This is a genomic window from Stappia sp., assembly GCF_040110915.1.
In the GTDB taxonomy this organism is placed as follows: domain Bacteria; phylum Pseudomonadota; class Alphaproteobacteria; order Rhizobiales; family Stappiaceae; genus Stappia.
On record NZ_CP157793.1, the window covers coordinates 100,104 to 124,793 of the forward strand.

The window sequence follows — 24,690 nt, forward strand, 5'->3', positions numbered from 1 at the left end:
TCCGGACGCCCGGCCGATCGGGCCTGGCGCGAAACCCGCCGTGCCCCTCCGGTCGAAGACCCGAATGGCCGAGGCGCATGCGCCTCGTTTCAGCGCTGGAGATACACCTTGCGGCATGTCTTGATAATTTGCTATGAAACGAAATTGGTATTCGGAAACTACGAATAATGCTCCTCGACAACCTCAACCTGTTCCTGCGCATCGTCGAGAAGGGAGGGCTGGCCGCTGCCGGACGGGAGGTCGGTTTGTCGCCGGCTTCGGTGTCGGAACGTCTGGCCGCCCTCGAGAAGTACTACGGCGTCACGCTTCTCACGCGCACGACGCGGGCAATAAGTCTGACCGACGAGGGTCGATTGCTGGTCGAAGGGGCGCGTCGCCTGTTGGCCGAGGCCGAGGAACTTGAAAGCCGTGTCCGGCTGGGCTCGGAGACGATTGCGGGCCACATACGCTTGAGCGCGCCGGAAGACCTGGGCCGCCGCTGCATTCTGCCGATCGTCGATGCCTTTCTGGCCGAGCATCCCGCTGTCACGATCGACCTCAATCTGACGGACGGCTATGTCGATCTGGTCGGACAGGGCATGGATTTCGCCGTTAGACACGGGCTCCTGGCCGACAGCACCCTGCGGGCGAAATCGCTGGGCGAGAACAGGCGTATCGTCTGTGCCGCGCCTTCGTATCTGGCGGCCGCCGGCACTCCGGCGCATCCCGACGACCTGTCGCGGCACGACTGTATCGTCATGCGCTTCGGGCAGAACATCGATCGCGATTGGACATTCCTCGTGGGTGGAAAGCCGCACAGGGTGCGGGTCCGGGGCCGACGCGTCGCCAATGACGGCGGCTTGGTGCGCCAATGGTGCAAAGACGGTCTTGGCATCGCGCTGAAGTCGATTCGCGACGTCGAGCAGGATCTCGCCTCCGGCGCGCTGGTCGAGCTTCTCGGCACCTATTCCGCGGGCACCACGGCGCTCCAGATCGTCTATCCGCACAGCGCCGTCCAGCCCCGGCGCGTCAGACTTCTGATCGAAACAATCGCCGCCGCTTTCAGTGCGCCGGCCATGAAGCCGCATCGCGTGGAGGAACTCCATACGTGAGGGACCTGCGTATCGTCGCGCCAGCCGCATTCCGGCCTTTCGATCTTGTAGAAATTTCAAGGAATGCGACGACGAAGCGGCGAACCTCCGGCGAGCTGCAAAAGGAGGACCTTGGAGGGCTGCCGCGTCCACATCGCTCTCACGGTCGCCCGGTGCCGTGCGCCACGTCTTCCATTTCGGCAGTTCGCTTCCCTCACGCCTGCAAGGGCGCGGCCTGACCGGCCGACGCACGGTCGTGCGTTTGGCAGGTGCGCAAAACCTGCTTCGAGGGTCGCCACTTTTCCCCTGACACGCTTCCCCGCTGAAGGCTCACGCGTCCGGGCGCTGCCGCCCGGTGCCGGCAAGGCTTGTCTGTCGTGCCGTCTGCGCCTACTCCGAGGAGCAGGATCCAACGGGGAGGAGCGGGCATGGTGACACGGGAGCAGGCAATCGCGCGGGCGGAGAGCTATTTCGACGCGGGCGATTTCAAGCGCGATCTGGCGCGGCTCGTTGCCTTCGAGACCGAGAGCCAGACGCCCGATCAGCGCGCTGAACTCGGTCGCTATCTGGACGAGGCGGCGCGCCCGTTGCTGGAGGGGCTCGGCTTTTCCTGCGAGGTCTGGGACAATCCCGATCCGCGCGGCGGGCCGCTGCTCTTCGGCGAACGGATCGAGGATCCGGCCTTCGAGACCGTGCTCACCTACGGCCATGGCGACGTCATCCGCGCCCAGACCGACCAGTGGCGCGACGGGTTGCATCCCTTTCGTCTGGTGGAGGAGGACGGCCGGCTTTACGGGCGCGGCACGGCCGACAACAAGGGCCAGCATCTGATCAACCTTCAGGCGCTCGCCGCCGTTCTGGCGGAGCGCGGATCGCTCGGCTTCAACGTCAAGGTCCTGCTGGAAATGTCGGAGGAAACCGGCTCGCCGGGGCTTGCCGCCCTGTGCCGGAGCAAGCGCGACCGGCTCGCCGCCGACGTGCTGATCGCCTCCGACGGGCCGCGCCTGCAGCCCGACACGCCGACGCTCTTCATGGGCGCGCGCGGCGGGGTGAACTTCGACCTGATCGTGGAGAAGCGCGCGGGCGCGCATCACTCCGGCAACTGGGGCGGGCTGCTGGCCGATCCGGCGACGATCCTCGCCCATGCGCTGGCCTCCATCGTCGACGCGCGCGGGGCGATCCTGGTGCCGGAATGGCGGCCGGCGAGCCTCACCGACGAGATCCGCGCGGCGCTGAAGGATCTTCCCGTGGTGCTCGATGGGGCGCCTGAAATCGATCCGGACTGGGGCGAGCCGGGACTGACGCCGGCCGAGCGCGTGTTCGGCTGGAATTCCTTTGCCGTGCTCGCCATGACGAGCGGCGTGCCGGACGCGCCGGTCAACGCGATTTCCGGCACCGCACGCGCCCACTGCCAGCTGCGCTATGTGGTCGGCACGGACCCGGACGACATCCTGCCCGCCCTGCGCCGCCATCTCGACGCGCGGGGCTTCGCGGGCGTGGAGATCCGACCGGCGGACCGCGCGTTCTTCCGCGCCACCCGCCTCGACCCGGATCATCCCTGGGTGCGCTTCGTGGCGGGTTCGGTGGCGGATACCGCCGGCAGGCGGCCGCATGTGCTGCCCAATCTCGGCGGCTCGCTGCCCAACGACACCTTCGCCGAGGTGCTGGGCCTGCCGACCGTCTGGGTGCCGCATTCCTATCGCGGCTGCTCGCAACACGCGCCGAACGAGCATGTGGTCGCCGCGACCTGCCGCGATGCCTTGCGGCTGATGACGGGCCTTTGGTGGGACGTCGGCGCGCGCTCCGCGACAGCGGCGTCGTAACGGCGGCTTAAGGCAAAGCCGGACCCGCGCTCGACGCCGCGCGCGAGACGCCGTAAAAGCGAGACGTTTCCGGGTTTCGCGTTTTGCGGGTGGTGTGGTGGTGCGTCTTTCCTGTCGGTTTCGAGGGCTGCGTCGTCTGGCGCTGGCCGTCGCCCTTCCGGCGCTCGGCCTTGCCGCGTGCGTTTCGGAGAATCCGGCCTATCCCGCCTATTATCGCTATGCGGTGGATGTGAAGGTCGACGGCAAGCCGGTCACCATCGAGCGGGTGATCAAATGCACTGGAGAGTTCGTGACCGGCTCGACCGTCGCGCCAAGTGCGACTTTCAGCAGAACATACATCAGTCCGCCGGTCATCGGCGCGAAGGTGCCGGGCAGCACAGCGGCTGTCTATGTCCCTGTGATATCCGCCTGTTTCTGGGCTGCGCTGGATGATGAGGGGCGCACCTGGGAGGGCAAGACGGTCGATGCCTGGGAAGCGGCGACGCCCTTCACCGAGGCTCACCGCACGCTCAAGCCCGGCTCCAGGCTGCCGATCCTGTGGGTGGAGGATGCCGAGCGTTTCGCCAACATCGAGTATCACATCAGCGAACGCGCCCTGTCGGGCGAGAACGGACGGATAGAGTTCGTCCGTGCTCATCCGCCGGAAAAGGTGGACGAGGCGGCGTTCGAGGCCTCGGAGCGCCGGGCGCGCCTCGAAAGCCCGGATCTCACGCCGTTTTTCTTTCCCGAAGACGGCAAGGCTATCGAGAGTACGAAGATCTACCGCGATCGCTTTGGCCCATGGGAGGGGCGCCATGAGGGGCCGGGTATCAGACCTGTTTGTTATGCGGCTTGGGTTATTTCACGCGACGAATGGCAGAAGGTACCGGGGGTCGAACAGTGGGTTGCGTCCCTTAGGCCGGAGGAAGATACGGCCTATCGACTGTCGTTCGATCTTGCCGAGACCTTTGACGAGATCTTGCCGGCCGTTCATGGACGCAGCGGACAGAGCCTTGTTCCGATCGGTTATGTCTCTGACCGGGACCGGGAAGACGTCGGACGGTTCGCGTTTTTCGACACCGTCCACCCGGTCGTCCACACCCCCGAGGGGCTCTATGTCGATCTGAAGCGCTCCGGCCTGGCGGAGTGTAATTATGGCGCTCTTCATCCGGAAAGCCGCCATGTAGTCTGGGTCAAGGCCAATAGTCTTCGGGGCGTTGCCCCGAACGATGCCTCTATCGTGCGCCTTGATGGAGCACGTCTGTGGGCCGCGCTGCGGTGGCCATATTCGTACTACGTCGCCGATCTCGACTCATTTGTTCTCTTTAGCTCGATTTCCCCGGGCGGAAGCACAAGCGGCGAGCCTGTTGAACAGGGATGGAAAGAATGACGATGTCCCGGGACATCGCATCCTGCCGAGAGACAGGCGCGGAGCGGGACGGTGTTCCGCCGTTCGCGGCGTCACGTCCCCGTGACGGATGCCAGAATGTCGCAGGCCGAAACCGTCTCGCATCGGCCGGCGTAAACCGGGCATCCAATACGGGAGGAAACGATGCTCGATCTCGACCGGACGCTCGACCCGCAGACCCTGTCGCGCATGATGACCCTGCAGGCCGCCTATCTGCGCGAGGCCGGATTGCTCCGCGAGGCGGAAGCGCTCTGCGCCCGCGCCGAGGTGTTCGACGGCTTCGCCGCGACCATGCGGGCCCTGCGCAGTGCGCCGATCCGCGACGAGGCGGCGGCCATTCCCATGGCATCGGCCACGGTCGTGCGTCTGGCGGATCGTCGCGCCGAAGCCGATCCGCGCTGAGCGGCGCACCGATCCGCATATGTTGATCCGCATCTGATGCAGCCGGGGGGCGGCACCATGATCCGCGTCGCGACGGCGCTCGCCTATGGCGTGGTTTGCCATCTCATCTTCGCTCTTGCGGTGCTGGCGATGATCTGGGCGCTGCACGAGGGCATGAGTGGCAGCTTCGGCCGGCTCGAGGGGGCCTGGGCGATTGTCGCGAACGCGGTGCTTCTGCTGCAGTTTCCGCTGGCGCATTCGGCCCTGCTCACGCGCCCCGGGCAGCGCCTGCTCGCGCGCCTCGCGCCGGCGGGCCATGGCCGCACGCTCTCCACGACGACGTTCGCGATTGTCGCCTCGGTGCAGCTTGCCCTGCTGTTTCTGCTGTGGACGCCGTCGGGTATCGTCTGGTGGCGCGCGGACGGGCTCGCCTATGCGGTCATGATCGGGCTCTTCGCGGCAAGCTGGCTGTTGTTGATGAAGGCGTCCTTCGATGCCGGCGCCGAGGTGCAAAGCGGCGTTCTCGGCTGGTGGTCGCTGCTCCTGAACCGTGTGCCGGTCTATCCCGACATGCCGGTGCGCGGCCTCTTCGCCCGCATCCGCCAGCCGATCTATCTGGCTTTCGCGTTGACGCTGTGGACCGTGCCGACCTGGACGCCGGATCAACTCGCGGTGAGTGGGACGCTCACCGCCTACTGCCTTGCCGGGCCGCTGTTCAAGGAACGCCGCTTCGACCGGCTCTTCGGCCCGCGCTTCGAGAGCTATCGCCGCGCGACGCCCTACATGCTGCCGCGCCCGCGCCGCCACGCAAACCGGGACACCCGCGCCTCATGACGCAAACGACCGCCAACGCCATAGTGCTCCCGCCCGCGACGCGCGAGGCGGCGCGCGCCCGGCTCGACGCCTTCCTGCCGCGCGCCGGCCGGGCCTATGCCCGGGACCGCAATGTCGATCTGGGGCCCGGGAGACACGAAAACGTCTCCGGCCTGTCGCCCTATCTGCGGCACCGGCTGATCACGGAAGAGGAGGTGGTGCGCGCGGTCGTGCGGGCGCAGGGTGCCCAGGCGGCCGAGAAATTCCTGCAAGAAGTGTTCTGGCGCACCTACTGGAAGGGCTGGCTGGAACTGCGCCCGAGCGTCTGGCGGGACTACTGCCTGGAGCGCGACCGGGCGCTGGCCCGCGCCGCCGACGATTCCGCCCTTGCCGACGACCTCGCCCGCGCGCAAGCGGGCGAAACCGGCATTGCCTGTTTCGATGCCTGGATGCACGAACTCGCCGACACCGGCTATCTGCACAATCATGCGCGCATGTGGGCGGCCTCGATCTGGATCTTCACGCTTGAACTGCCCTGGGCGCTTGGCGCGGATCTCTTTCTGCGTCGGCTGCTCGACGGCGACCCGGCCTCCAACACGCTCTCCTGGCGCTGGGTGGCGGGCTTGCAGACGCGCGGCAAGACCTATCTGGCGCGGGAAGACAACATCGCGACATACACCGACGGGCGGTTTCCGCGAACGCCGGGTCTGGCGGGGGCGGCCGTGCCGCTTGACGGGCCGCCCCATCCGCCGCCGCTCGCCCCGCCGATGCCGCGCCCGGTCGATCCCGCGCCCGGAACCGGCCTTCTGGTGCTGGACGACGATGTCGCCGCCGACAAGCTCGCCGCGCGCCTGCGGCCCGAGGCGGTCACCGGTCTCTCGCTGGCCGCCCACAGGTCGCCGGGAGCCGTGGCCGACGCGGTGAGGGACTTCGCGGCCGGCGCCGTCGACGACACGCTCGACCGCCTCGCCGGGACTGGCCCTGCGGTGACGCCCCGGCTTTCCGGCGACGACGCGGTGGCCGCGGTTGTCGACTGGGCGCGGGCGTCGGGGCTGACGCGCCTCGTCACCCGCCATGCGCCGGTCGGGCCGGGGGGCGATTTCCTGATCGCGCTCGCGCCCCGGCTGGAAGCGGCGGGTGTCGCGCTCGCACAGGATCTGCGGCCCTTCGATGCCCGCGCCTGGCCCCATGCGACCAAGGGCTTCTTCGCCTTCAGGAAACACATTCCCGAGTTGATCGCGCGGCTTGCGTGATCTGCGCCGATTGACGGGGCGTGCCCGCGTCCCTATCTTCCCTCGCACAGACATTCGTTGGGGTGCCCCCGGGGCTGAGAGGCGCAATCGCGTCAACCCACTGAACCTGATCCGGGTCGTGCCGGCGTAGGGAACGAATCGACGCGCAGATCGCGCAGCGCGGGAGCCTCCTCCCGTCGTCGCTCTCCTGAAAGCCATGCTCCCCCCGGATCGTCCGAAGTGTATCGCGGGCGCGGGGAAACCCGTTCCCGCCGGCCGAGCGAGGGACGCATGCACGGTGTGACGCAGGAGACCGGCGCGGGAACCGCCGGGGGAGATCGCGCGAAGGCCGTGCCGGCCATCGCGCTCACCATCGCCGGCTCCGACAGCGGCGGCGGCGCGGGGATTCAGGCCGACCTCAAGGCGTTTTCGGCGCTCGGCGTCTATGGAGCCAGCGCGCTCACCGCGATCACGGCGCAGAACACGCGCGCCGTCACCCACATCCATGACATTCCCGACGAAATCGTCGCGGCGCAGATCGCGGCCGTGCTCGACGATCTCGACGTCGGCGCGATCAAGATCGGCATGCTGTCCTCGCCGAAGATCGTCGACACGGTGGTGGCGGCGCTCGACGGCTATGGCGGGCCGGTCGTGGTCGATCCGGTGATCGTCGCAAAATCGGGCGCGGTCCTGCTTCAGGAGGCGGCCGTCGCGGCGCTGCGCGACCGGCTTCTGCCGCGCGCGACGCTGATCACGCCGAACCTCCCGGAAGCCGCCGCCCTGCTCGGCGAAGCGCCGGCCGAAACGGCTGAGGACGCCGAACGCCAGGGCCGCGCGCTCGCCCGCCTCGGCCCGGCTGTCCTGATGAAGGGCGGCCATGGCGCCGGCGAGACCTGCGTCGATCTGCTGGTGACCGGCGAGGGCGAGCCGCTTGCCCTCAGCGCCGCGCGGCTCGAGACCCGCAACACCCATGGAACGGGGTGCACCCTGTCGGCGGCGATCGCGGCCGAACTCGCCAAGGGGCAAGACCTGCCCGAGGCCGTGACGCGCGCCCATGCCTATCTGCACGCGGCGATTGCCCGCGCGGATTGCCTGAACGTCGGCTCCGGCCACGGGCCGGTGCACCACTTCCATCGTCTGTGGGAGGCCGTGTCATGAAGGTGTCGGTGATCGGCGGCGGCGTCACGGGGCTTGCCTGCGCCACCGCGCTGCAGGAGGCCGGCCACGAGGTGACGCTGTTCGACCGGGGCACGCCCGGCGGAGCGCAGACCTGTTCCTGGTGGGCCGGCGGCATGCTCGCCCCCTTTTGCGAGGGCGAGGCGGCGGAAGAACCCGTCGTGCGTCTCGGCGCCGAGGCGCTCGCCTGGTGGGCGGCGCGGGTCGACGGGGTCGCCCGCAAGGGGAGCCTCGTGCTGGCGCAGCCGCGCGACGGCGCGGATCTGCGCCGCTTCGCAAGGCGCACGCAGGCGCATGCGCCGGTCGACGGGGACGCCATCGCGGAACTGGAACCCGATCTCGCGGGGCGCTTCCGCCAGGGGCTGTTCTTTGCCGGCGAAGGGCATGTCGACCCGCGCGCCGCACTTGCCGGACTGGTCGCGCGGCTCACCGAGCGGGGGGCCGCGATCCGGCCCGAGACCGAAATCGATCCGGCCGAGGCGCCGGGCGATGCGGTCCTCGACTGTCGCGGTTTCGCCGCGCGTGGCGAGATCGCGGAACTGCGCGGCGTGAAGGGCGAGATGCTTGTGATCCGCAGCCCCGATGTGGCGCTGTCGCGGCCCGTGCGGCTTCTGCATCCGCGCATCCCGCTTTACGTGGTGCCGCGCGGGGAGGGCGTCTTCATGGTCGGCGCGACCATGGTGGAAAGCGACGAGCGCACGCGCATCACCGCGCGTGCCATGCTGGAGCTTCTGGGCGCGGCCTATGCGCTGCATCCCGCCTTCGCGGAAGCCGAGGTGCTGGAGATCGGCGTCGACGTGCGCCCCGCCTTTCCCGACAACCTGCCGCGCGTGCTGCGCGAGGGCCGCGTGTTGCGCGTCAACGGCACCTATCGCCACGGCTTCCTGCTCGCGCCCGCGCTCGCCGCGCAGGCCGCGAGCCTTCTCGACACCCCCGATGCCCGACCGGAGTTTCTGCATGTCCCTCATCGTGAACGGTGCCCCGCATGACATTGCGCCCGGCACGCTCGCCGAGGCGCTCGATCTGCTCGGCTATGCCGAGGCCATCGTCGCGACCGCCGTCAATGGCGACTTCGTGCCCGCCGAGGCGCGCGCCGAGACGCGGCTCGCCGATGGCGACCGCATCGAAATCCTCGCGCCCATGCAGGGAGGCTGAGCCATGCTGACGCTCTACGGCGAAACGGTCGAAAGCCGGCTGCTGCTCGGCACCGCGCTCTATCCCTCGCCGGCGGTGATGGCCGAGGCGGTGCGCGCCGCGCGCTGCGACATCGTCACCGTGTCGCTGCGCCGGGAATCGGGTGCGGGACGCGCGGGGCAGGATTTCTGGGGGCTGATCCGCGATCTCGGCGTACGCGTGCTGCCCAACACCGCCGGGTGCCACACGGTGAAGGAGGCGGTGACCACGGCGCATATGGCGCGCGAGGTCTTCGCCACGCCCTGGGTCAAGCTCGAGGTCATCAACGATGCCGAGACCCTGCAGCCGGATGTCTTCGGGCTGGTGGAGGCGGCGCGCATTCTTATTGAGGATGGCTTTCGGGTCTTCCCCTATTGCACGGAGGATCTGAGCGTCGCCGGCCGGCTGGTCGAGGCCGGCTGCGAGGTGCTGATGCCTTGGGGCGCGCCCATCGGCTCGGCGCGCGGCCTCAACAACGTCTACGGCCTCCGCTCCTTGCGCGCGCATTTCCCCGATCTGCCGCTGATCGTCGATGCGGGCCTCGGCGTGCCGTCGCATGCAGCGGCCGCGATGGAACTCGGCTACGACGCGGTGCTGCTCAACACCGCCGTCGCCAAGGCCGGCGATCCGGCGAGGATGGCCGATGCCTTCGCCCGCGCCGTGGAGGCCGGGCGCATGGCGTTCGACGCCGATCCGCTGGAGCCGCGCGACATGGCGGCCCCCTCGACTCCCGTGCTCGGAAAGGCGTTTCTCGAATGAGGTTCGATCCCTTCTACCCCATCGTCGACAGCGCCGACTGGGTCGCCCGCCTCGTGCCGCTCGGCGTGAAGCTGATCCAACTGCGCATCAAGGACCGGCCCGAGGCGGAACTGCGCGCCGAGATCGCCCGCGCCGAGGCGATCACGCGGGCGCACGGCTGCCTGCTGGCCGTCAACGACTATTGGCGCCTGGCGATCGAGGAGGAGTGCCGCTTCGTGCATCTCGGCCAGGAGGATCTGGCCGAGGCGGATGTGGCGGCGATCCGCAAGGCCGGTCTCGGCCTCGGGCTGTCGACCCATGACGACGCCGAACTCGACACCGCCCTTGCCGCCGATCCCGACTATGTGGCGCTGGGCCCAGTCTATCCGACGATCCTCAAGGCCATGAAATGGGCGCCGCAGGGGCTTGAAAAGATCGCCGAGTGGAAGGCGCGCGTCGGCGATCTGCCGCTCGTCGCCATCGGTGGCATGAGCGTGGAGCGCGCGCCCGGCGCGCTCGCAGCCGGCGCCGACATCGTTTCCGTCGTCACCGACATCACCTTGAACGCCGATCCTGAGGCGCGCACCCGCGCCTGGATCGCGGCCACCGACCCGGCCCGCACGGCCGCCCCGCACTCCCAGACAGGAAAGGCATGACCATGCGTTTCGCTTCCTTTCGTTTCGCGCTTCTGGCCCTTGCCGCGCTGATGGCGCTGGCGCTCGCGCGCCCGGCGATCGCCGCCGACAAGATGACGCTGCTGCTCGACTGGTACGTCAACCCGGACCACGGCCCGATCATCGTGGCGCAGGAGCGCGGCTATTTCACCGAGGCCGGGCTCGACGTCGAGATCGTCGCGCCGGCCGACCCTTCCGCGCCGCCGAAGCTCGTCGCGGCCGGCAAGGCGGATCTCGCCATTTCCTACCAGCCGCAGCTGCATCTCCAGGTCGCCGAAGGTCTGCCGCTGAAGCGCGTCGGCACGCTGATCGCCACCCCGCTCAACTGCCTGATGGTCAAGGACGACGGGCCGATCAAAAGCGTCGCCGATCTCAAGGGCCGCACGGTCGGCTATTCGGTCGCCGGCGTGGAGGAAGCGCTGCTCAAGGCGATGCTCGCCCAGCACGACCTGACCCTCGACGACATCGAGATGGTCAACGTCAACTGGTCGCTCGCGCCCTCCGTCATGTCCGGCCAGGTCGACGCGGTGATCGGCGCCTATCGCAACATCGAGCTGAACCAGATGGAGATCGAGGGCGTGAAGGGCCGCTGCTTCTTCATCGAGGAAGAGGGCATGCCGGCCTATGACGAGCTGATCTATGTCGCCAACCCGGACACGATGGACGCCGACAAGATCGCCCGCTTCCTGGAGGCGACGGAGCGGGCGACGCAGTACATCGTCAATCACCCGGACACGAGCTACGAGATCTACGCGGACACCGCGCCGGAACTGCGCGACGAGCTCAACGAGCGCGCCTGGGGCGACACGATCCCGCGCTTCGCGTTGCGCCCGGCCGCGCTGGATCACGGCCGCTACGTGCGCTACCAGGCCTTCCTCAAGGAATACGGGCTGATCGAGGAGATCGTGCCGGTGTCCGACCTCGCGATCGACGTGACCGCGCCATGACGGGGGCCGTGACGGATATCATGACGGCCGCGACGCCGTCCCCCGCCGCCCCGGATTTCGGCTCGCCGGTCTTCGCCGCCTGGCGCGCGGCCGCCGGCGAGGCGTGGCCGGCCTACACGCATCATGCCTTCGTCGAAGGATTGCGCGACGGCACGCTGCCGGAAAAGGCATTCCTGCATTATCTGACGCAGGACTACATCTTCCTGTTCCATTTCGCCCGGGCCTGGGCGCTCGGAGTGGTGAAATCGGAGACCATCGAGGAAGCCCGGCTGGCGGCGGCCATCGTCGACGGGCTGATGAACACCGAAATGGCGCTGCATGTGGAGATCTGCGGCAAGGCCGGCATTGCGGAAGCGGATCTTCTGGCCGCCGAGGAAGCGCCGGAGAACATGGCCTACACCCGCTATGTCACCGACGCGGGCCTCTCCGGCGATTTCCTCGATCTGATCGCGGCGCTTGCCCCTTGCGTGCTCGGCTACGGCGAGATCGGGGCGCGTCTTGCGCGGACGGCCGCGCCCGACACCCGCTACCGGCCCTGGATCGACACCTATGCCGGCGACGACTACCAGGACCTGTGCGCCAAGGTGGGGACGCTGATCGAAACGGCGGCCGCCGCGCGGCTGGGCCCCGATCCGCAGGCCGCGCCGCGCTGGCCGAAGGTCTGCGCGCGCTTCCGCGCCGCGACGCGGCTGGAGGTCGGCTTCTGGTCGATGGGCTTGCGGGGGCATGTGTGACGGACACGCGCGTGAGAGTCTCCCCGGCGCCGTCGCTGCGGCTTTGCGGCGACTTCGCCCATGCGGGCCGGCGGCTCTTCACGGGGCTCGACCTGCCCGTCGACGGCGCGCGCTGGACGTGTCTGCTCGGTCCTTCGGGCGTCGGCAAGTCGACCATCCTGCGGCTCTTCGCGGGGCTTGAGACGGGCGGCACCTTCGACGGGGAGATGACGGCGAGCGATGGCGCGCCGGTGTCGAACCGGGTCGCCTTCATGGCGCAGACCGATCTGCTGGCGCCCTGGCTCGACGTGATGGGCAACGTCACGCTCGGCAGCCGGCTGCGCGGCGAGCCCGCCGACCGGGCGCGCGCGCAAAGCCTGATCGCCCGCGTCGGTCTGACCGACGACGTTCACAAGGCGCCAGCCAGCCTGTCGGGCGGCATGCGCCAGCGCGTGGCGCTTGCCCGCGTGCTGATGGAGGACCGGCCCGTCGTCCTGCTCGACGAGCCCTTCGCCGCGCTCGACGCGCGCACGCGCGCCGACATGCAGGAGCTCGCCTTCGAGACGCTTGAGGGGCGCACGGTGCTGCTCGTCACCCACGATCCGGCCGAGGCCGTGCGGCTCGGCCATCGCATCTTCATCCTGTCGGAGACCGGGCTCGCGGAGGTGCCCGCGCCGGACCTCGCGCCCGTGCGCCCGGTCGAGGCGCCGGAAACCATGGAGATGCAGGTCCGCCTGTTCCGGGCGCTGAAGGGAGAGCCGGCATGAGCGCCTGGCCGCATGTCCTGCGACGCACCCGCGACGGTCTCGTCGCGACCGCGCTCGCGCTCGCGATCTGGCAGGCGGTGGTGTGGATCACCGGCGTGCCGCCCTTCATCCTGCCGGGGCCGGCCCGCGTCGCCGACAGTCTGATCGACAATGCCGCGCTGATCGCGGGACACGCCTGGATCACCATCGCCGAGGTGCTGATCGGCCTCGTGCTGGGGGCGGCCCTCGGCGCGGCGACGGCGCTGCATCTGATGATCTCGGCGAGTGCACGCCGGCTGCTTCTGCCGATCATGGTGTTCAGCCAGGCGGTGCCGGTCTTTGCGCTGGCGCCGCTCTTGACGCTGTGGTTCGGCTACGGCATGGCGTCGAAGATCGCCATGGCGCTGCTGATCATCTATTTCCCCGTCGTCTCGACCTTCTACGACGGGCTGCGGCGCACCGATCCGGGCCTGCTGGATCTTGCAAGGACCATGGGCGCGCGTCCGGCGCGCACGCTTCTCTTTTTGCGTCTGCCGGCGGCCTTGCCCGCCTTCGGGTCGGGCCTGCGGCTGGCGGCGGTCTATGCGCCCATCGGCGCGGTGATCGGCGAATGGGTCGGGGCCTCCAAGGGGCTCGGCTATCTGATGCTGCTCGCCAACGGCCGGGCCAAGACGGATCTGATGTTCGCCACGCTCTTCGTGCTCGCGACCTTCGCGGTGCTGCTTTATGCCGCCGTGTCGGTCTCCACCCGGCGCATGGCGCGCTGGGCGCGCGAAAGCACCGATACCGCCTGAGCGCTCGCGGTCAGTATCTCGGATCGCGGCGGTGCGGCACGGCCTCGCTCCGCTCGCCCGGCCGGGCGACCAGCACGGCGGTGCCGGCGCGCAGCGTCACGTCGATCCCGGCGTGATTGTCGCCGGCGACGCGGTTCGACAGCGTCAGCGACTGGCCGAGCGCCACGTCGCGCTCGCTGAGCGGCCAGTCGACGCCCTCGAGCGTCAGCCCCGCGAGGTCGGTGAAGGCGAGCACCGAGAACAGCGTGCCCGCCGGCAGATCGAAATGCTGAGGCCCGATGACCAGCGGCCAGGCTTCCTCCGTGCCGCTGGTCATCACCACGGGAAGCCCGCGCGCGGCGAGCGCCGCGCCATGCAGCAGATTGTGGACGGCGTGATCGGAGCGCGCGCCGCCGAGCGCGCCGGCGAGCACGAGCGCGTCGGCCCCGCGCGCCAGCGCTTCCTCGACCGCCAGTTCCCCGTCGGTCATGTCCTTGTCGAAGGGATGCGGCTGTCGCGGCACCTCCGCCCAGGTCGCATGCAGCGGATCGTCGCTGGAATCGAAATCGCCGACCCACAGTTCCGGCGTCACGCCGAGCGTTTCGGCATGGCGCATGCCGCCGTCGGCGGCGATGACGCGCGCGCCCGCGATCTGGCGGCGGAGCCGGTCGCCCGGCGCAAGGTCGCCGCCGAGCAGGATGAGGAAGGGGCGGGAAGCTGTCATGCGCCTCTCGGGTGGGGATCTGAAGGAAGCCATATCCTCCTTGTATCACACAGGTTTTGTCGCGCATCCTGCGTTGGCGAAAGGGAGGAAACGCGATGAACCTGTCCACCATGCTGGCCGCGCGGGCCGAAGCAAGTACGCCGGTGCGCGTCGCGCTGATCGGCGCCGGCAAGTTCGGCTCCATGTATCTGACCCAGGCCCGGCTGACGCGCGGCGTGCATGTGGCGGCGATCGTCGATCTCGATCCGGGACGGGTCAAGGGGACGCTTGCGACCTGCGGCTGGCCGGAGGAACAGGCGCAGGCCCCGACGCTCGACGCCGCGCTCGAAACGGGCAAGACCCATGTGACGGACGATCTCGGCGCGGTGCTGCGCGATGACCGCATCGAGGTGGTGATCGAGGCGACCGGCGACCCGGCGGTGGGCATCCGCCACTGCACCGCGATCATCGACGCCGGCAAGCATGTGATCATGGTCAATGTGGAGGCGGATGTGCTCGCCGGGCCGCTGCTCGCCCGGCGCGCGGCGCGGGCCGGCGTCGTCTATTCGCTGGCCTGGGGCGACCAGCCGGCGCTCATCTGCGAGCATGTGGACTGGGCGCGGGCCTGCGGGTTCTCGGTGGTCTGCGCCGGCAAGGGCACGCGCTATCTGCCGACCTATCACCAGCTCACGCCGGACACGGTCTGGGACGTGCTCACGCAATATCTCGACATCACCGACCGCGGTCTCATCAACCCGAAGATGTTCAACTCCTTTCTCGACGGGACCAAGTCCGGCATCGAGATGACGGCGGTGTGCAATGCGACCGGGCTCGCGCCGCAACCCGACGGGCTCGCCTTCCCGCCGGCGAGCCGTTTCGAACTGTCCCGCGTGTGTCGGCCGAAGGACGCCGGCGGCACGCTGGCGCTGTCGGGCACGACGGAAGTGGTGTCCTCGCTCACCCGCGCCGGCGCCGACGTGCCGCATCATCTCGCCATGGGTACCTTCGTGGTGATCGAGGGCGAGACGGACTACGCCCGCCAGTGCTTTCGCGAGTATCACATGCTGGAGGACGAGACGGGCCGCTTCGCCGCGCTCTACCGGCCCACCCACATGATCGGCATGGAGCTGGGGCTGTCGGTGGCCTCGGCCGTGCTGCGGCGCGAGCCGACCGGCGCGCCACGCGGCTTCGTCGCCGATGTGGTGGCGACCGCCAAGCGCGATCTCAAGGCCGGCGAGATGCTCGACGGCGAGGGCGGTGCCTGCGTGTGGGGCAAGCAGCAGCCGGCGGCCGCCTCGCTCGCGGCCGGGCGCCTGCCGCTGGGGCTTGCCGCCAACGTGCGGCTCGTGCGCGATGTGGCCGAGGGCGCGATGCTCACATGGGACGACGTGGCGCTCGATCCGGACGACGAGGCGGTGAAGGTCCGCCGCGAGATGGAGGCGGCTTTCCCGCCGGCGTGAGCCGGATCCTTCAAGGGCGGGTCAGCAAGGCCGGGTCAGCATTCGACGACATTGACCGCGAGACCGCCCTGCGAGGTCTCCTTGTATTTGTCGGTCATGTCGAGCCCGGTCTGGCGCATGGTCTCGATGCAGCTGTCGAGCGGCACGAAATGGGTGCCGTCGCCGCGCAGCGCCAGCGAGGCGGCGGTCACGGCCTTCACCGCGCCGAGCGCGTTGCGCTCGATGCAGGGCACCTGCACGAGCCCGCCGATCGGATCGCAGGTCATGCCGAGATGGTGCTCGAGCGCGATCTCGGCGGCGTTCTCCACCTGCTCGTTGGTGCCGCCGAGCGCGGCGCACAGGCCCGCCGCCGCCATCGCCGAGGCCGAGCCGACCTCGCCCTGGCAGCCGACTTCCGCGCCCGAAATCGAGGCGTTCGCCTTGATGATGCCGCCGATGGCGGCCGCCACCAGCAAAAACGTGCGCATGCCCTCCCGGCAGCCGTCCGGGCAATGGTCGAGATAATAGCGCATCACCGCCGGCACCACGCCGGCCGCGCCGTTGGTGGGCGCGGTGACGAGCCGGCCGCCGGCCGCGTTCTCCTCGTTCACCGCCATGGCATAGACGCCGAGCCAGTCCATCACCGTGTGCTGGAAAGGCCGGTTCTTGCCGGCTTCCCCGGTGAGCTTGTCGTGGATCTGGCGCGCGCGGCGCCTGACCTTGAGCCCGCCCGGCAATTCGCCGTCGCGGGTCAACCCGCGCTGCAGGCAGGCATCCATCGCCGACCAGATCGCGTCGAGCCGCTCGTCCAGATCGGCCCCCGCCCCGCCGGTCCCGGCGCGCGCGTCCTCGTTCGCCCGCTTCATGTCGGCGATCGTCAGGCCGCTCGCCGCGCCCATCGCCAGCATCTCCTTCGCCGTGGCGAAAGGATAGGGCACCTCCGCGTCGCCACTCGCCGGCATCAGGTCGTCCTGCGCGTCGAGTTCGGCGGCCGTGACCACGAAGCCGCCGCCGATCGAATAGAGCGTGTCCTCGAAGAGAACGGTGCCGCGCGCGTCCCGCGCGGTGAAGATCATGCCATTGGCATGGCCGGGCAGGGGCGGTCCGTAGTCGAAGACGAGATCCGTGTCGGGATCGAAGGCGACCCGGCCGAGGCCGGCGACGGTCACGGTCTTGTCGCGGGCGAGCCGGGCCATTTCGTCCTCGACGCAATCGGGATCGAGGGTCGCGGGGGCGTGGCCGGCGAGCCCGAGGCAGATCGCGCGGTCGCTCGCATGCCCCTTGCCGGTGAAGGCCAGCGAGCCGTGCAGCGAAACGGCGAAGCGCGCGGGGCTGAGCTCCCGGTCGCGCAGCCTGTCCAGAAACCGGCCGGCCGCCACCATCGGTCCCATCGTGTGCGACGAGGACGGACCGACCCCGATCTTGAAGATGTCGAACACGGAAATGAACACGCAAACCCTCCCTGGTCGCCGCGCCCACCCCCCCTGTCTGTTGCCGATGAGGGCGCGGATCGCCGCTACCATGGCGGCTGATCGAACGCGCGTCATCAACGCAGTGCAGCAATGACGCAATCGGGAAAATGCCTGTCGGATTTCAGCGCCGCGCCGGGGCAGCCGCGGTGGCCTCGCCGGCACCCAGCTCGCGCAGGAACGCATAGACCGCGCTGGAGAAGCCGATGTGCTCGCGCAAGAGCGCTCGCGCGCCCTCCAGATCGCGGGCGAGCGCGGCGTCCATCAGCCGCGTGTGATGGGCGAGCCCCAGCATGCGCGACAGCAGGCGGTCGAAGGTGGTGCGCGCCGTCGCGTCCATGGCGCTCTGCAGCGCGGGATCGACCAGCATGTGCCGGTGATGGCGGCGCAGCTGATCGCTGATCTGCCCATGAAAGCGGGTGAGGGTGGCGCTGTCGCCGGCCGACAGCAGCGCGGCGTGAAAGGCGTCGTGGCGGGTCTCCCACAGCACCAGATCCTCCGTCGCCCGGTCGGGTCGGGGCACGGGCGCGCGCGACAGCGCGTGATGGGCCGCGACGAGCCGGCCCTCCCAGTCCGTGTCGCCGGTCTCCACCGAGCGGACCAGCAGCGCATCCTCCACCGTTTGCCGCGCCACCTGCAGATCGCGCAGGCTGTCGAAGGACACGGGCGCCACCCGGTAGCCCCTGTTGGGCGACGACACGACGAGCCCTTCCGCCTCCAGTCGCGACAAGGCCTCGCGCAGCGGGGTCCACCCGAGCCCCGTGCGCCGGGTCAGCATGGAAACGGCGAGCGGCGTGTCCGGCGCAAGCCGTGCCGCCAGAATGTCGGCCTTCAGCCGGTGATAGGCTTCGTCGATCTTCGCCATGTCGCTCGGTCGGTCGCCATTCGAAAATATGATATCAAAGATTATATATAATTCTTGAGGGCCGGCGTCCAGCTTGCTACCGTTGCATCTGCAACCGACGATGGCGTGCGGGCGGTCCCTGTCCCGCCCGCTCCGCAAGGGACAGACAGACATGCCCACGATCACCGCGTCACAGACCCCCGACTCCACGTTGAAGGACCGCGCCGCGGCGCGCGATGCCGACGATCCGCTGGCCGCCAGGCGCGACCTCTTCTCGATCCCCGAGGGCGTGATCTATCTCGACGGCAATTCGCTCGGCGTGTTGCCGAGGGCGGTGCCGGCGCGTCTGTCGGAGGTGGTGGCGAGCGAATGGGGCACGAGCCTGATCCGCGCGTGGAACACGCACGGCTGGATCGATCTGCCGCAAAAGGTCGGCGACCGGATCGCGCGCCTGATCGGCGCCGCGCCCGGCACGGTGACCGCCTGCGACAACACCTCGATCAATGTGTTCAAGGTGCTCGCCGCGGCGCTGGCCCTGCGGCCCGAGCGCAAGGTGATCCTGTCGGATACCGGCAACTTCCCGACCGATCTCTACATGGCGCAGGGTCTGCGCGACCTGCTCGGCCGCGGCCACGAGCTGAAGGTGGTGGCCCCGGAGGATGTCGCCGACGCGCTTGACGAGAGCGTCGCGGTGATGATGCTGACCGAGGTCGACTACAAGACCGGCCGCCTGCACGACATGGCCGGCCTGACGGCCCGCGCCCATGCGGTCGGCGCGCTGACGGTCTGGGATCTCGCCCATTCCGCCGGCGCGATTCCCGTCGATCTTTCGGGCGCGAAGGCCGATTTCGCCGTCGGCTGCGGCTACAAGTATCTGAACGGCGGCCCGGGCGCGCCGGCGTTTCTCTACGTCGCGCCGGAGCATCAGGGCGCGGTGACCCCGCCGCTGACCGGCTGGATGGGCCATGAGGCGCCCTTCGCCTTCGACCTCGATTTCCGCCCCGACGCGGGCGTCGGGCGCATGCGCGTCGGCACGCCGCCGATCCTGTCGCTGTCGGCGCTCGATGCCGCGCTCGACGCCTTCGATGGGGTCGACATGGCCGTCGTGCGGGCCAAGTCGCAAAGCTTGTCGGAGCTGTTCCGAACCGAGATCGAGCGCCGCTGTCCCGACCTGGAGCTTGCCAGCCCGCGCGATCCGGCGGCGCGCGGCAGCCAGGTGTCCTTCCGCTTCGACGAGGGGTACGCGCTGATGCAGGCGCTGATCGCGCGCGGCGTGATCGGCGACTTCCGCGCCCCCGACATCGTGCGTTTCGGCTTCACGCCGCTCTACCTGTCGCATGGCGATGTGCTGGCCGCCTGCGACATCCTGGAGGATATCGTGACGACGCGGTCCTGGGACCGGCCGGAGTTTCACAAGCGGGCGAAGGTGACATGAGCGACGAGACAACGAGGAAAGAGCGCGTTCTGTCGCCCTACGATCCGTCGCAGGACGGCGCGCAGATGGAATTCGACGGACGCATGTCCTATGGCGACTATCTGTGCCTCAACCGCATCCTGACATCGCAGAATCCGATGTCGGACGCTCATGACGAGATGCTGTTCATCATCCAGCATCAGACGTCGGAACTGTGGATGAAGCAGATCATCCATGAACTGGTCGAGGCCAAGGCGCGCATTGCCGCCGACGATCTGCCGCCGGCCTTCAAGATGCTGACGCGCGTGGCGCGCATCTTCGAGCAGCTGACCGGCGCCTGGCAGGTGCTGCGCACCATGACACCGTCCGAATACACCGACTTTCGCGAGGATCTCGGCCAGTCGTCGGGCTTCCAGTCGCATCAGTACCGGGCGATCGAGTTTCTCGCCGGCAACAAGAACGCGGCGATGCTCAGGCCCCACGCCCATGTCCCGCGCCTGCATCACTGGCTTGACCAGATGCGCCGGGAAACCAGCATCTACGACGAGGCGATCCGGCTGCTGGCGCGCTCCGGCTTCGCGATCGACGCCGATCATCTGGCCCGTGATCATGCACTTCCCTATCAGAAGAACGACAGCGTTCATCGCGCCTGGCTGGAGGTCTACCGCGACCCCCGCGCCCATTGGCATCTCTACGATCTCGCGGAGAAGCTCGTCGACTTCGAGGATTATTTCCGCCGCTGGCGCTTCAATCACGTGACCACGGTGGAGCGGGTGATCGGCTTCAAGCGGGGAACGGGTGGTACGTCCGGCGTGCAGTATCTGCGCCGCATGCTCGACGTGGTGCTGTTTCCGGAATTGTGGGACATTCGCGCCGACCTGTAGCGCCGCGCCCTTGATGCCGCATGCCGCGCGAGAGGGAGGAGCCCGCGCCATGTCTCGACCGAACGCCCCCCGCCTGATCGACATCACGCCGGCGCTGACGCCCGGCATGGCGGTCTTTCCGGGCGATGCGCCCTATGAGGTGCGCGAGACCTTCAAGATCGGCCCCGGCTGTCCGGTCAATGTCACCAGTGTTTCGTTGTCGACCCACTGCGGCGCCCATGCCGACGCGCCCCTGCATTACGATCCCGCCGGCGCCTCCATCGACCGGCTCGCGCTCGAGGATTACATCGGCCCGGCGCGGCTGATCGACGGGCGCGGCGACGGGCCTCTCTGTTTTCCGCAGGACATCGAAGACCGGCTCGACGGCGCGCCGCCGCGTATTCTCATCCGCCTGGCCGACGGTCTCGACCCGAAACGCTGGCCGAAAGGGTTTCGCGCGCTCGCGCCCGAGACGGTGGAGCTGCTCGCAGCGCGCGGCGTGCGGCTGATCGGCGTCGACGTGCCCTCGGTCGATCCCGAGACCTCCAAGGATCTGCCCGCCCATATGGCAGTCCGTCGTCATGACATGCGGATTCTGGAGAATCTGGCGCTGACCCTTGCGGAATTTGGGGATTATGAGTTGATCGCGCCGCCATTGAAGCTAGAAGGACTTGACGCAGCGCCGGTGCGCGCGGTTCTCCGGACGTGTGCGTCCTGAGGCGGCGGCGCAGAGGGGCGACAACCACAAGGCGGCCGCACGAACGGACCGCCAAACCTTGCGAGGGAGCGGATGGGCGTGCAAACGCACATGCTGGAGGTCGACGACCTCGTCATGAACTACGGCGGGTTTCGCGCCGTCGACGGGTGTTCGTTCACCGTCGACGAGGGCACCATCACCGGCCTCATCGGTCCGAACGGAGCGGGCAAGACCACGCTGTTCAATCTGATCGCCGGTGCCTTTCCTCCGAGTGCCGGCAGGATTCGCTATCTCGGCAAGGACATCACCAAATTGCCGACGGACAAGCGGTTCCATCGCGGTCTGGTGCGCACCTTCCAGATCCCGCATGAGTTTCACCGCCTCACCGCGCTGGAAAACCTGATGACCGTGCCGCCGGGTCAGGCCGGCGAGGGGCTGTTCGCCAACTGGTTCGCCTACGGCCGGGTGCGCGAGCGCGAGGCGCAGGTGCGCGCAAGGGCCGAGGAGACGCTCGCCTTCCTCGAGCTCACCCACCTCGCGCATGAGCGCGCGGGCAATCTGTCGGGCGGGCAGAAGAAGCTTCTGGAACTCGGCCGCACCATGATGACGGACGCGAAGCTGGTGCTCCTCGACGAGCCGGCCGCCGGCGTCAACCGGACGCTGTTGCGCAAGCTGGAGGAGAAGATCGCGATCCTCAACAAGGAGCGCGGCTACACCTTCGTGCTGATCGAACACGACATGGAAATGATCGAGAAGCTCTGCGATCCCGTCATCTGCATGGCCGAGGGGCGCGTGCTGATCGAAGGCGATTTCCAGACGGTGCGCTCCGACCCGCGGGTGCTCGAAGCCTATCTCGGCGAAGTGGTCGGAGATGCCGCATGACACGACCCGCGAACGACATTCTCGTCATGACCGATCTCGTCGGCGGCTATGGCGACGCCAACATCCTGCAGGGCGTCTCGCTGCGCGCGGCGGAAAAGGAGATCGTGGTGATCGTCGGCCCCAACGGCGCCGGCAAGTCGACCGCGATGAAAGCGATCTTCGGCCTCCTGAAGATCCGCGGCGGGCGCATCGAGGTCGCCGGCACCGACATCACCGGCATGGCGCCCAACCGCATCGTCGAGGCGGGCGTGTGCTACGTGCCGCAGGTCAGCAATGTGTTCCGTGAAATGACGGTGCACGAGAACCTGGAAATGGGCGCCTTCCTGCGCTCCGGCGATCTTTCCGCCGCCTACGACCGGGTCTACACGCTGTTTCCCGATCTCAAGGAGCGGCGCAAGGCGCTCGCCGGCAATCTCTCGGGCGGGCAGCGGCAGATGGTCGCCATGGGGCGCGCGCTGATGCTGGAGCCGACGCTCCTGCTCCTGGACGAGCCGACCGCCGGCCTGTCGCCGAAATACATGGAGCAGATCTTCCAGATCTGCCGCGACGTGCGCGACACCGGCGTGACCATCCTGCTCGTCGAACAGCACGCCAAGCAGGCGCTCGCCTTCGCCGACCGCGGCTATGTGCTGGCCTCCGGCGCCAACCGGCACGAGGGCACGGGCGCCGAGCTTCTGGCCGACCGCGACGTCGCCGACATGTTCCTCGGAGGGTGAGCGCGATGGGCGCGATGGAAATCATCAACTTCTACGTGGTGCCGGGGATCGTGGTCGGATCGATCTACGCGCTCGGCGCCGTCGGCATCACGCTGGTCTTCGCGATCCTGCGCTACGCGCATCTCGCGCATGGCGACCTGGCGACCCTCGGGGCCTTCCTGGCGCTCGGCGCGGTGACGCTCGGCGGGGTGTCACCCTATGTGGCGCTGCCGATCGCGATGGTGCTCACCGCGGCGACCGCCGTCGTGCTCGACAAGGCCTTCTACGAGTATCTGCGCGAACGGCCGAAGATCATCACCGTGATGGCCTCGCTCGGCGTTGCGCTGATGGTGCGCTCCGTGGTGCAGGTGGTCTGGGGCGTCGATGCGGAGACCTACACCGGCGGCATCGCAAGGGCGGAGAACTGGTGGGGCCTGCGCCTGCGCGATCGCGAGATCGTCACCGTCGCGGCGATGATCGGCATCGTCGCCGCGCTCTATCTCTTCCTGCAGCGCAGCAAGTGGGGCAAGGCGATGCGCGCCATGTCGGACAATCCCGACCTGGCGCTGCTGTCGGGCGTCGACAACAAGAAGGTCGTGATGCTGACCTGGGTGATCGTCGGCGGGCTGTGCGCGGCGGCCGGCGTGTTCCTCGGGCTCAACTACGAGCTGCGCTCGATGATGGGCTGGACCATGCTGCTGCCGATGTTCGCGGCCGCGATCCTGGGCGGCGTCGGCCGGGTCGAGGGCGCGGTGATCGGCGGGCTGATCGTCGGCATCGCGGAGGAGATGTCGACGCTGATCCTGCCGTCCGAATACAAGGCGGCGACCGCCTTCGCGATCCTGCTCGTCATGCTGCTGGTGCGCCCCACGGGGCTGCTGCGCGGCAAGGTTCTGTAAGGGAGGCGGCCCGATGGAATGGCTCGGACTTGCCAACTACGCCGTCTTCATGGCGATCTTCATCTGCATCTATGCGCTGCTGTCGCTGGGGCTGAACATCCAGTGGGGTTTCACGGGGCTGTTCAACGCCGGCATCGCCGGGTTCTTCGCGGTCGGCGCCTATACCTCCGCGATCCTGACCTCGCCGCCGGCCGACGGACGGCTCGGCGGCTTCGATCTGCCGGTCGTCGCGGGCTGGATCGGGGCGATGGTCGTGGCCGGGCTGATCGCCTGGCCGATCGGCAAGATCTGTCTGCGCTTTCGCTCCGACTATCTCGCCATCGCCACCATCGGCGTGGCCGAGATCATCCGTCTGGTGATCAAGTCGGAGGACTGGCTGACCAACTCGGCGCGCGGCATCACCGATATCCCGCGGCCCTTCGGCGACCTGCCCTATGTCTATTCGCAGCTCGCCTATCTGGCGATCGTCGCCGGCGTGCTGCTGATTGCCTATCTGATGGTCGAGCGCCAGATCACCGCGCCCTGGGGTCGGATGATGCGCGCCATTCGCGACAACGAGAACGCGGCCCGCGCGATGGGCAAGGACGTGCCCTACCGGCGGCTCGAGGCCTTTATCTTCGGCTCGGCGCTGATGGGGCTGGGCGGCGCGCTCTTCGCCCATTTCAACCGCACCATCACGCCGGAGGCGATCGATCCCATGATCGCGACCTTCCTCGTGTGGATCATGCTGATCCTCGGCGGCTCGGGCAACAATCGCGGCGCGATCCTCGGCGTCGCCGTGGTGTGGACGATCTGGTCGCTGTCGGAGATCGTCACCGACCAGCTGCCGCATGAATATGCGGTGCAGGCGAAATATCTGCGCGTCTTCCTGATCGGCCTGATGCTGCAGCTGGTGCTGCGGTTCCGCTCCGAAGGGCTCTTGCCCGAACCCCAGGTGGGCCATGCGTCCGGCTCCGGTGCCGACGCCGGCGGGCCCGGCGGGACCGGGGCGAAAGGCGATGCGAAATCCGGCGGGTAATCGCCGGATCGCTCTTGTGGGGCAGGCACGTTTCGGTTGAGACTGTCGCCCAGACGGAGCCGGGCAAAACGGCTCCCGAAAGCCGGACGGCGCACCGCCGGCCGGTCGAACCATCAAGTGG

The 24,690-nt window shown here is 68.6% G+C and carries 26 protein-coding genes and 1 riboswitch; of the genes, 23 read left to right on the top strand and 3 right to left on the bottom strand.

Translation table 11 applies throughout. The features are described 5' to 3' along the window. Nucleotides 1-167 precede the first annotated feature (167 nt). From ABL312_RS00480 to ABL312_RS00550, 15 genes are all read left to right on the top strand, one after another. Nucleotides 168-1,091, top strand: a complete 924-nt coding sequence (locus ABL312_RS00480; protein ID WP_349359409.1) for a LysR substrate-binding domain-containing protein — start codon at nt 168-170, stop codon at nt 1,089-1,091. A 407-nt stretch (nt 1,092-1,498) separates the two neighbouring features. Beyond that, on the top strand, nt 1,499-2,893 hold the full coding sequence (locus ABL312_RS00485; RefSeq protein WP_349359410.1) for a M20 family metallopeptidase: 1,395 nt from the start codon (nt 1,499-1,501) through the stop codon (nt 2,891-2,893). Between the two features lie 97 nt (nt 2,894-2,990). After that, nucleotides 2,991-4,262, top strand: coding sequence for a hypothetical protein (locus tag ABL312_RS00490; RefSeq protein WP_349359411.1), 1,272 nt, complete (start codon nt 2,991-2,993; stop codon nt 4,260-4,262). A gap of 162 nt (nt 4,263-4,424) precedes the next feature. Continuing rightward, nucleotides 4,425-4,682, top strand: a complete 258-nt coding sequence (locus ABL312_RS00495) for a hypothetical protein (protein ID WP_349359412.1) — start codon at nt 4,425-4,427, stop codon at nt 4,680-4,682. Between the two features lie 57 nt (nt 4,683-4,739). After that, entirely contained in the window at nt 4,740-5,495 is a 756-nt protein-coding gene (locus tag ABL312_RS00500) for an isoprenylcysteine carboxylmethyltransferase family protein (protein ID WP_349359413.1), read from the top strand. Further along, the gene (locus ABL312_RS00505) at nt 5,492-6,727 is read left to right on the top strand and encodes an FAD-binding domain-containing protein (RefSeq protein ID WP_349359414.1); all 1,236 of its coding nucleotides are present in this window, start codon (nt 5,492-5,494) and stop codon (nt 6,725-6,727) included. The genes ABL312_RS00500 and ABL312_RS00505 overlap by 4 nt, the downstream gene beginning before the upstream one ends. A 48-nt stretch (nt 6,728-6,775) precedes the next feature. Further along, nucleotides 6,776-6,877, top strand: a riboswitch (TPP riboswitch). Between the two features lie 120 nt (nt 6,878-6,997). After that, nucleotides 6,998-7,864, top strand: a complete 867-nt coding sequence (gene thiD / locus ABL312_RS00510) for a bifunctional hydroxymethylpyrimidine kinase/phosphomethylpyrimidine kinase (protein WP_349359415.1) — start codon at nt 6,998-7,000, stop codon at nt 7,862-7,864. Next, nucleotides 7,861-8,871 (top strand): glycine oxidase ThiO, encoded by a 1,011-nt coding sequence (gene thiO, locus ABL312_RS00515; protein WP_349359416.1) that lies wholly within the window; start codon nt 7,861-7,863, stop codon nt 8,869-8,871. The genes thiD and thiO overlap by 4 nt, the downstream gene beginning before the upstream one ends. After that, entirely contained in the window at nt 8,840-9,037 is a 198-nt protein-coding gene (gene thiS / locus ABL312_RS00520) for a sulfur carrier protein ThiS (protein WP_349359417.1), read from the top strand. Before thiO ends, thiS begins: the two co-directional genes overlap by 32 nt. Nucleotides 9,038-9,040: 3 nt before the next feature. Further along, nucleotides 9,041-9,814, top strand: a complete 774-nt coding sequence (locus ABL312_RS00525; protein ID WP_349359418.1) for a thiazole synthase — start codon at nt 9,041-9,043, stop codon at nt 9,812-9,814. After that, nucleotides 9,811-10,449 (top strand): thiamine phosphate synthase, encoded by a 639-nt coding sequence (locus ABL312_RS00530; RefSeq protein WP_349359419.1) that lies wholly within the window; start codon nt 9,811-9,813, stop codon nt 10,447-10,449. Before ABL312_RS00525 ends, ABL312_RS00530 begins: the two co-directional genes overlap by 4 nt. Before the next feature lie 2 nt (nt 10,450-10,451). After that, a complete protein-coding gene (locus ABL312_RS00535; protein ID WP_349359420.1) occupies nt 10,452-11,414 on the top strand; it encodes an ABC transporter substrate-binding protein in 963 nt (320 codons plus the stop codon). 20 nt (nt 11,415-11,434) lie between these two features. After that, nucleotides 11,435-12,148: a thiaminase II gene (gene tenA, locus ABL312_RS00540; RefSeq protein ID WP_374730193.1), complete on the top strand. Its 714-nt coding sequence runs from the start codon at nt 11,435-11,437 to the stop codon at nt 12,146-12,148. A gap of 11 nt (nt 12,149-12,159) precedes the next feature. Then, nucleotides 12,160-12,894: an ATP-binding cassette domain-containing protein gene (locus ABL312_RS00545; protein ID WP_349359422.1), complete on the top strand. Its 735-nt coding sequence runs from the start codon at nt 12,160-12,162 to the stop codon at nt 12,892-12,894. Next, nucleotides 12,891-13,667, top strand: coding sequence for an ABC transporter permease (locus ABL312_RS00550; protein ID WP_349359423.1), 777 nt, complete (start codon nt 12,891-12,893; stop codon nt 13,665-13,667). Before ABL312_RS00545 ends, ABL312_RS00550 begins: the two co-directional genes overlap by 4 nt. Before the next feature lie 10 nt (nt 13,668-13,677). Here the strand turns inward: ABL312_RS00550 and ABL312_RS00555 are convergent, their stop codons facing one another. After that, entirely contained in the window at nt 13,678-14,370 is a 693-nt protein-coding gene (locus ABL312_RS00555) for a thiamine diphosphokinase (protein ID WP_349359424.1), read from the bottom strand. 95 nt (nt 14,371-14,465) lie between these two features. Here ABL312_RS00555 and ABL312_RS00560 point away from each other — a divergent pair, with 95 nt between their 5' ends. Further along, complete coding sequence (locus tag ABL312_RS00560; protein WP_349359425.1) at nt 14,466-15,809, top strand: SAF domain-containing protein; 1,344 nt, start codon at nt 14,466-14,468, stop codon at nt 15,807-15,809. A gap of 35 nt (nt 15,810-15,844) precedes the next feature. Here the strand turns inward: ABL312_RS00560 and ABL312_RS00565 are convergent, their stop codons facing one another. Beyond that, the gene (locus tag ABL312_RS00565; RefSeq protein ID WP_349359426.1) at nt 15,845-17,239 is read right to left on the bottom strand and encodes an L-serine ammonia-lyase; all 1,395 of its coding nucleotides are present in this window, start codon (nt 17,237-17,239) and stop codon (nt 15,845-15,847) included. 142 nt (nt 17,240-17,381) lie between these two features. Next, nucleotides 17,382-18,122 (bottom strand): GntR family transcriptional regulator, encoded by a 741-nt coding sequence (locus ABL312_RS00570; protein ID WP_349359427.1) that lies wholly within the window; start codon nt 18,120-18,122, stop codon nt 17,382-17,384. A gap of 151 nt (nt 18,123-18,273) precedes the next feature. Between ABL312_RS00570 and kynU the strand changes: the two genes are divergently transcribed. The 7 genes from kynU to ABL312_RS00605 all read left to right on the top strand — a co-directional run bounded on the left by kynU (nt 18,274) and on the right by ABL312_RS00605 (nt 24,569). Continuing rightward, nucleotides 18,274-19,536, top strand: coding sequence for a kynureninase (kynU, locus tag ABL312_RS00575; protein ID WP_349359428.1), 1,263 nt, complete (start codon nt 18,274-18,276; stop codon nt 19,534-19,536). Then, nucleotides 19,533-20,399 carry a tryptophan 2,3-dioxygenase gene (kynA, locus tag ABL312_RS00580; RefSeq protein WP_349359429.1) on the top strand — a complete coding sequence of 289 codons (867 nt, stop codon included), beginning with the start codon at nt 19,533-19,535 and terminating at the stop codon, nt 20,397-20,399. Before kynU ends, kynA begins: the two co-directional genes overlap by 4 nt. A gap of 49 nt (nt 20,400-20,448) precedes the next feature. Beyond that, a complete protein-coding gene (gene kynB / locus ABL312_RS00585) occupies nt 20,449-21,096 on the top strand; it encodes an arylformamidase (RefSeq protein ID WP_349359430.1) in 648 nt (215 codons plus the stop codon). Nucleotides 21,097-21,186: 90 nt separating this feature from the next. Beyond that, on the top strand, nt 21,187-21,957 hold the full coding sequence (locus ABL312_RS00590; protein WP_349361309.1) for an ABC transporter ATP-binding protein: 771 nt from the start codon (nt 21,187-21,189) through the stop codon (nt 21,955-21,957). Further along, complete coding sequence (locus ABL312_RS00595) at nt 21,954-22,673, top strand: ABC transporter ATP-binding protein (RefSeq protein ID WP_349359431.1); 720 nt, start codon at nt 21,954-21,956, stop codon at nt 22,671-22,673. The genes ABL312_RS00590 and ABL312_RS00595 overlap by 4 nt, the downstream gene beginning before the upstream one ends. A 5-nt stretch (nt 22,674-22,678) precedes the next feature. Then, nucleotides 22,679-23,551 carry a branched-chain amino acid ABC transporter permease gene (locus tag ABL312_RS00600; RefSeq protein ID WP_349359432.1) on the top strand — a complete coding sequence of 291 codons (873 nt, stop codon included), beginning with the start codon at nt 22,679-22,681 and terminating at the stop codon, nt 23,549-23,551. A gap of 13 nt (nt 23,552-23,564) precedes the next feature. Then, nucleotides 23,565-24,569, top strand: a complete 1,005-nt coding sequence (locus ABL312_RS00605; RefSeq protein WP_349359433.1) for a branched-chain amino acid ABC transporter permease — start codon at nt 23,565-23,567, stop codon at nt 24,567-24,569. The last annotated feature ends 121 nt before the right edge of the window (nt 24,570-24,690 follow it).

Bases quoted from the DNA above. Each gene is read 5' to 3' on its own strand.
- ABL312_RS00495 (WP_349359412.1), top strand. From the start codon at position 4,425: ATGCTCGATCTCGACCGGACGCTCGACCCGCAGACCCTGTCGCGCATG.
- kynU (WP_349359428.1), top strand. From the start codon at position 18,274: ATGCCCACGATCACCGCGTCACAGACCCCCGACTCCACGTTGAAGGAC.
- kynB (WP_349359430.1), top strand. From the start codon at position 20,449: ATGTCTCGACCGAACGCCCCCCGCCTGATCGACATCACGCCGGCGCTG.
- ABL312_RS00550 (WP_349359423.1), top strand. From the start codon at position 12,891: ATGAGCGCCTGGCCGCATGTCCTGCGACGCACCCGCGACGGTCTCGTC.
- ABL312_RS00535 (WP_349359420.1), top strand. From the start codon at position 10,452: ATGCGTTTCGCTTCCTTTCGTTTCGCGCTTCTGGCCCTTGCCGCGCTG.
- thiD (WP_349359415.1), top strand. From the start codon at position 6,998: ATGCACGGTGTGACGCAGGAGACCGGCGCGGGAACCGCCGGGGGAGAT.
- ABL312_RS00530 (WP_349359419.1), top strand. From the start codon at position 9,811: ATGAGGTTCGATCCCTTCTACCCCATCGTCGACAGCGCCGACTGGGTC.
- ABL312_RS00525 (WP_349359418.1), top strand. From the start codon at position 9,041: ATGCTGACGCTCTACGGCGAAACGGTCGAAAGCCGGCTGCTGCTCGGC.
- tenA (WP_374730193.1), top strand. From the start codon at position 11,435: ATGACGGCCGCGACGCCGTCCCCCGCCGCCCCGGATTTCGGCTCGCCG.
- ABL312_RS00505 (WP_349359414.1), top strand. From the start codon at position 5,492: ATGACGCAAACGACCGCCAACGCCATAGTGCTCCCGCCCGCGACGCGC.
- ABL312_RS00560 (WP_349359425.1), top strand. From the start codon at position 14,466: ATGAACCTGTCCACCATGCTGGCCGCGCGGGCCGAAGCAAGTACGCCG.
- ABL312_RS00500 (WP_349359413.1), top strand. From the start codon at position 4,740: ATGATCCGCGTCGCGACGGCGCTCGCCTATGGCGTGGTTTGCCATCTC.
- ABL312_RS00605 (WP_349359433.1), top strand. From the start codon at position 23,565: ATGGAATGGCTCGGACTTGCCAACTACGCCGTCTTCATGGCGATCTTC.
- ABL312_RS00590 (WP_349361309.1), top strand. From the start codon at position 21,187: ATGCTGGAGGTCGACGACCTCGTCATGAACTACGGCGGGTTTCGCGCC.
- ABL312_RS00600 (WP_349359432.1), top strand. From the start codon at position 22,679: ATGGGCGCGATGGAAATCATCAACTTCTACGTGGTGCCGGGGATCGTG.
- kynA (WP_349359429.1), top strand. From the start codon at position 19,533: ATGAGCGACGAGACAACGAGGAAAGAGCGCGTTCTGTCGCCCTACGAT.
- ABL312_RS00485 (WP_349359410.1), top strand. From the start codon at position 1,499: ATGGTGACACGGGAGCAGGCAATCGCGCGGGCGGAGAGCTATTTCGAC.
- thiO (WP_349359416.1), top strand. From the start codon at position 7,861: ATGAAGGTGTCGGTGATCGGCGGCGGCGTCACGGGGCTTGCCTGCGCC.
- ABL312_RS00595 (WP_349359431.1), top strand. From the start codon at position 21,954: ATGACACGACCCGCGAACGACATTCTCGTCATGACCGATCTCGTCGGC.
- ABL312_RS00480 (WP_349359409.1), top strand. From the start codon at position 168: ATGCTCCTCGACAACCTCAACCTGTTCCTGCGCATCGTCGAGAAGGGA.
- ABL312_RS00555 (WP_349359424.1), bottom strand. From the start codon at position 14,370: ATGACAGCTTCCCGCCCCTTCCTCATCCTGCTCGGCGGCGACCTTGCG.
- thiS (WP_349359417.1), top strand. From the start codon at position 8,840: ATGTCCCTCATCGTGAACGGTGCCCCGCATGACATTGCGCCCGGCACG.
- ABL312_RS00570 (WP_349359427.1), bottom strand. From the start codon at position 18,122: ATGGCGAAGATCGACGAAGCCTATCACCGGCTGAAGGCCGACATTCTG.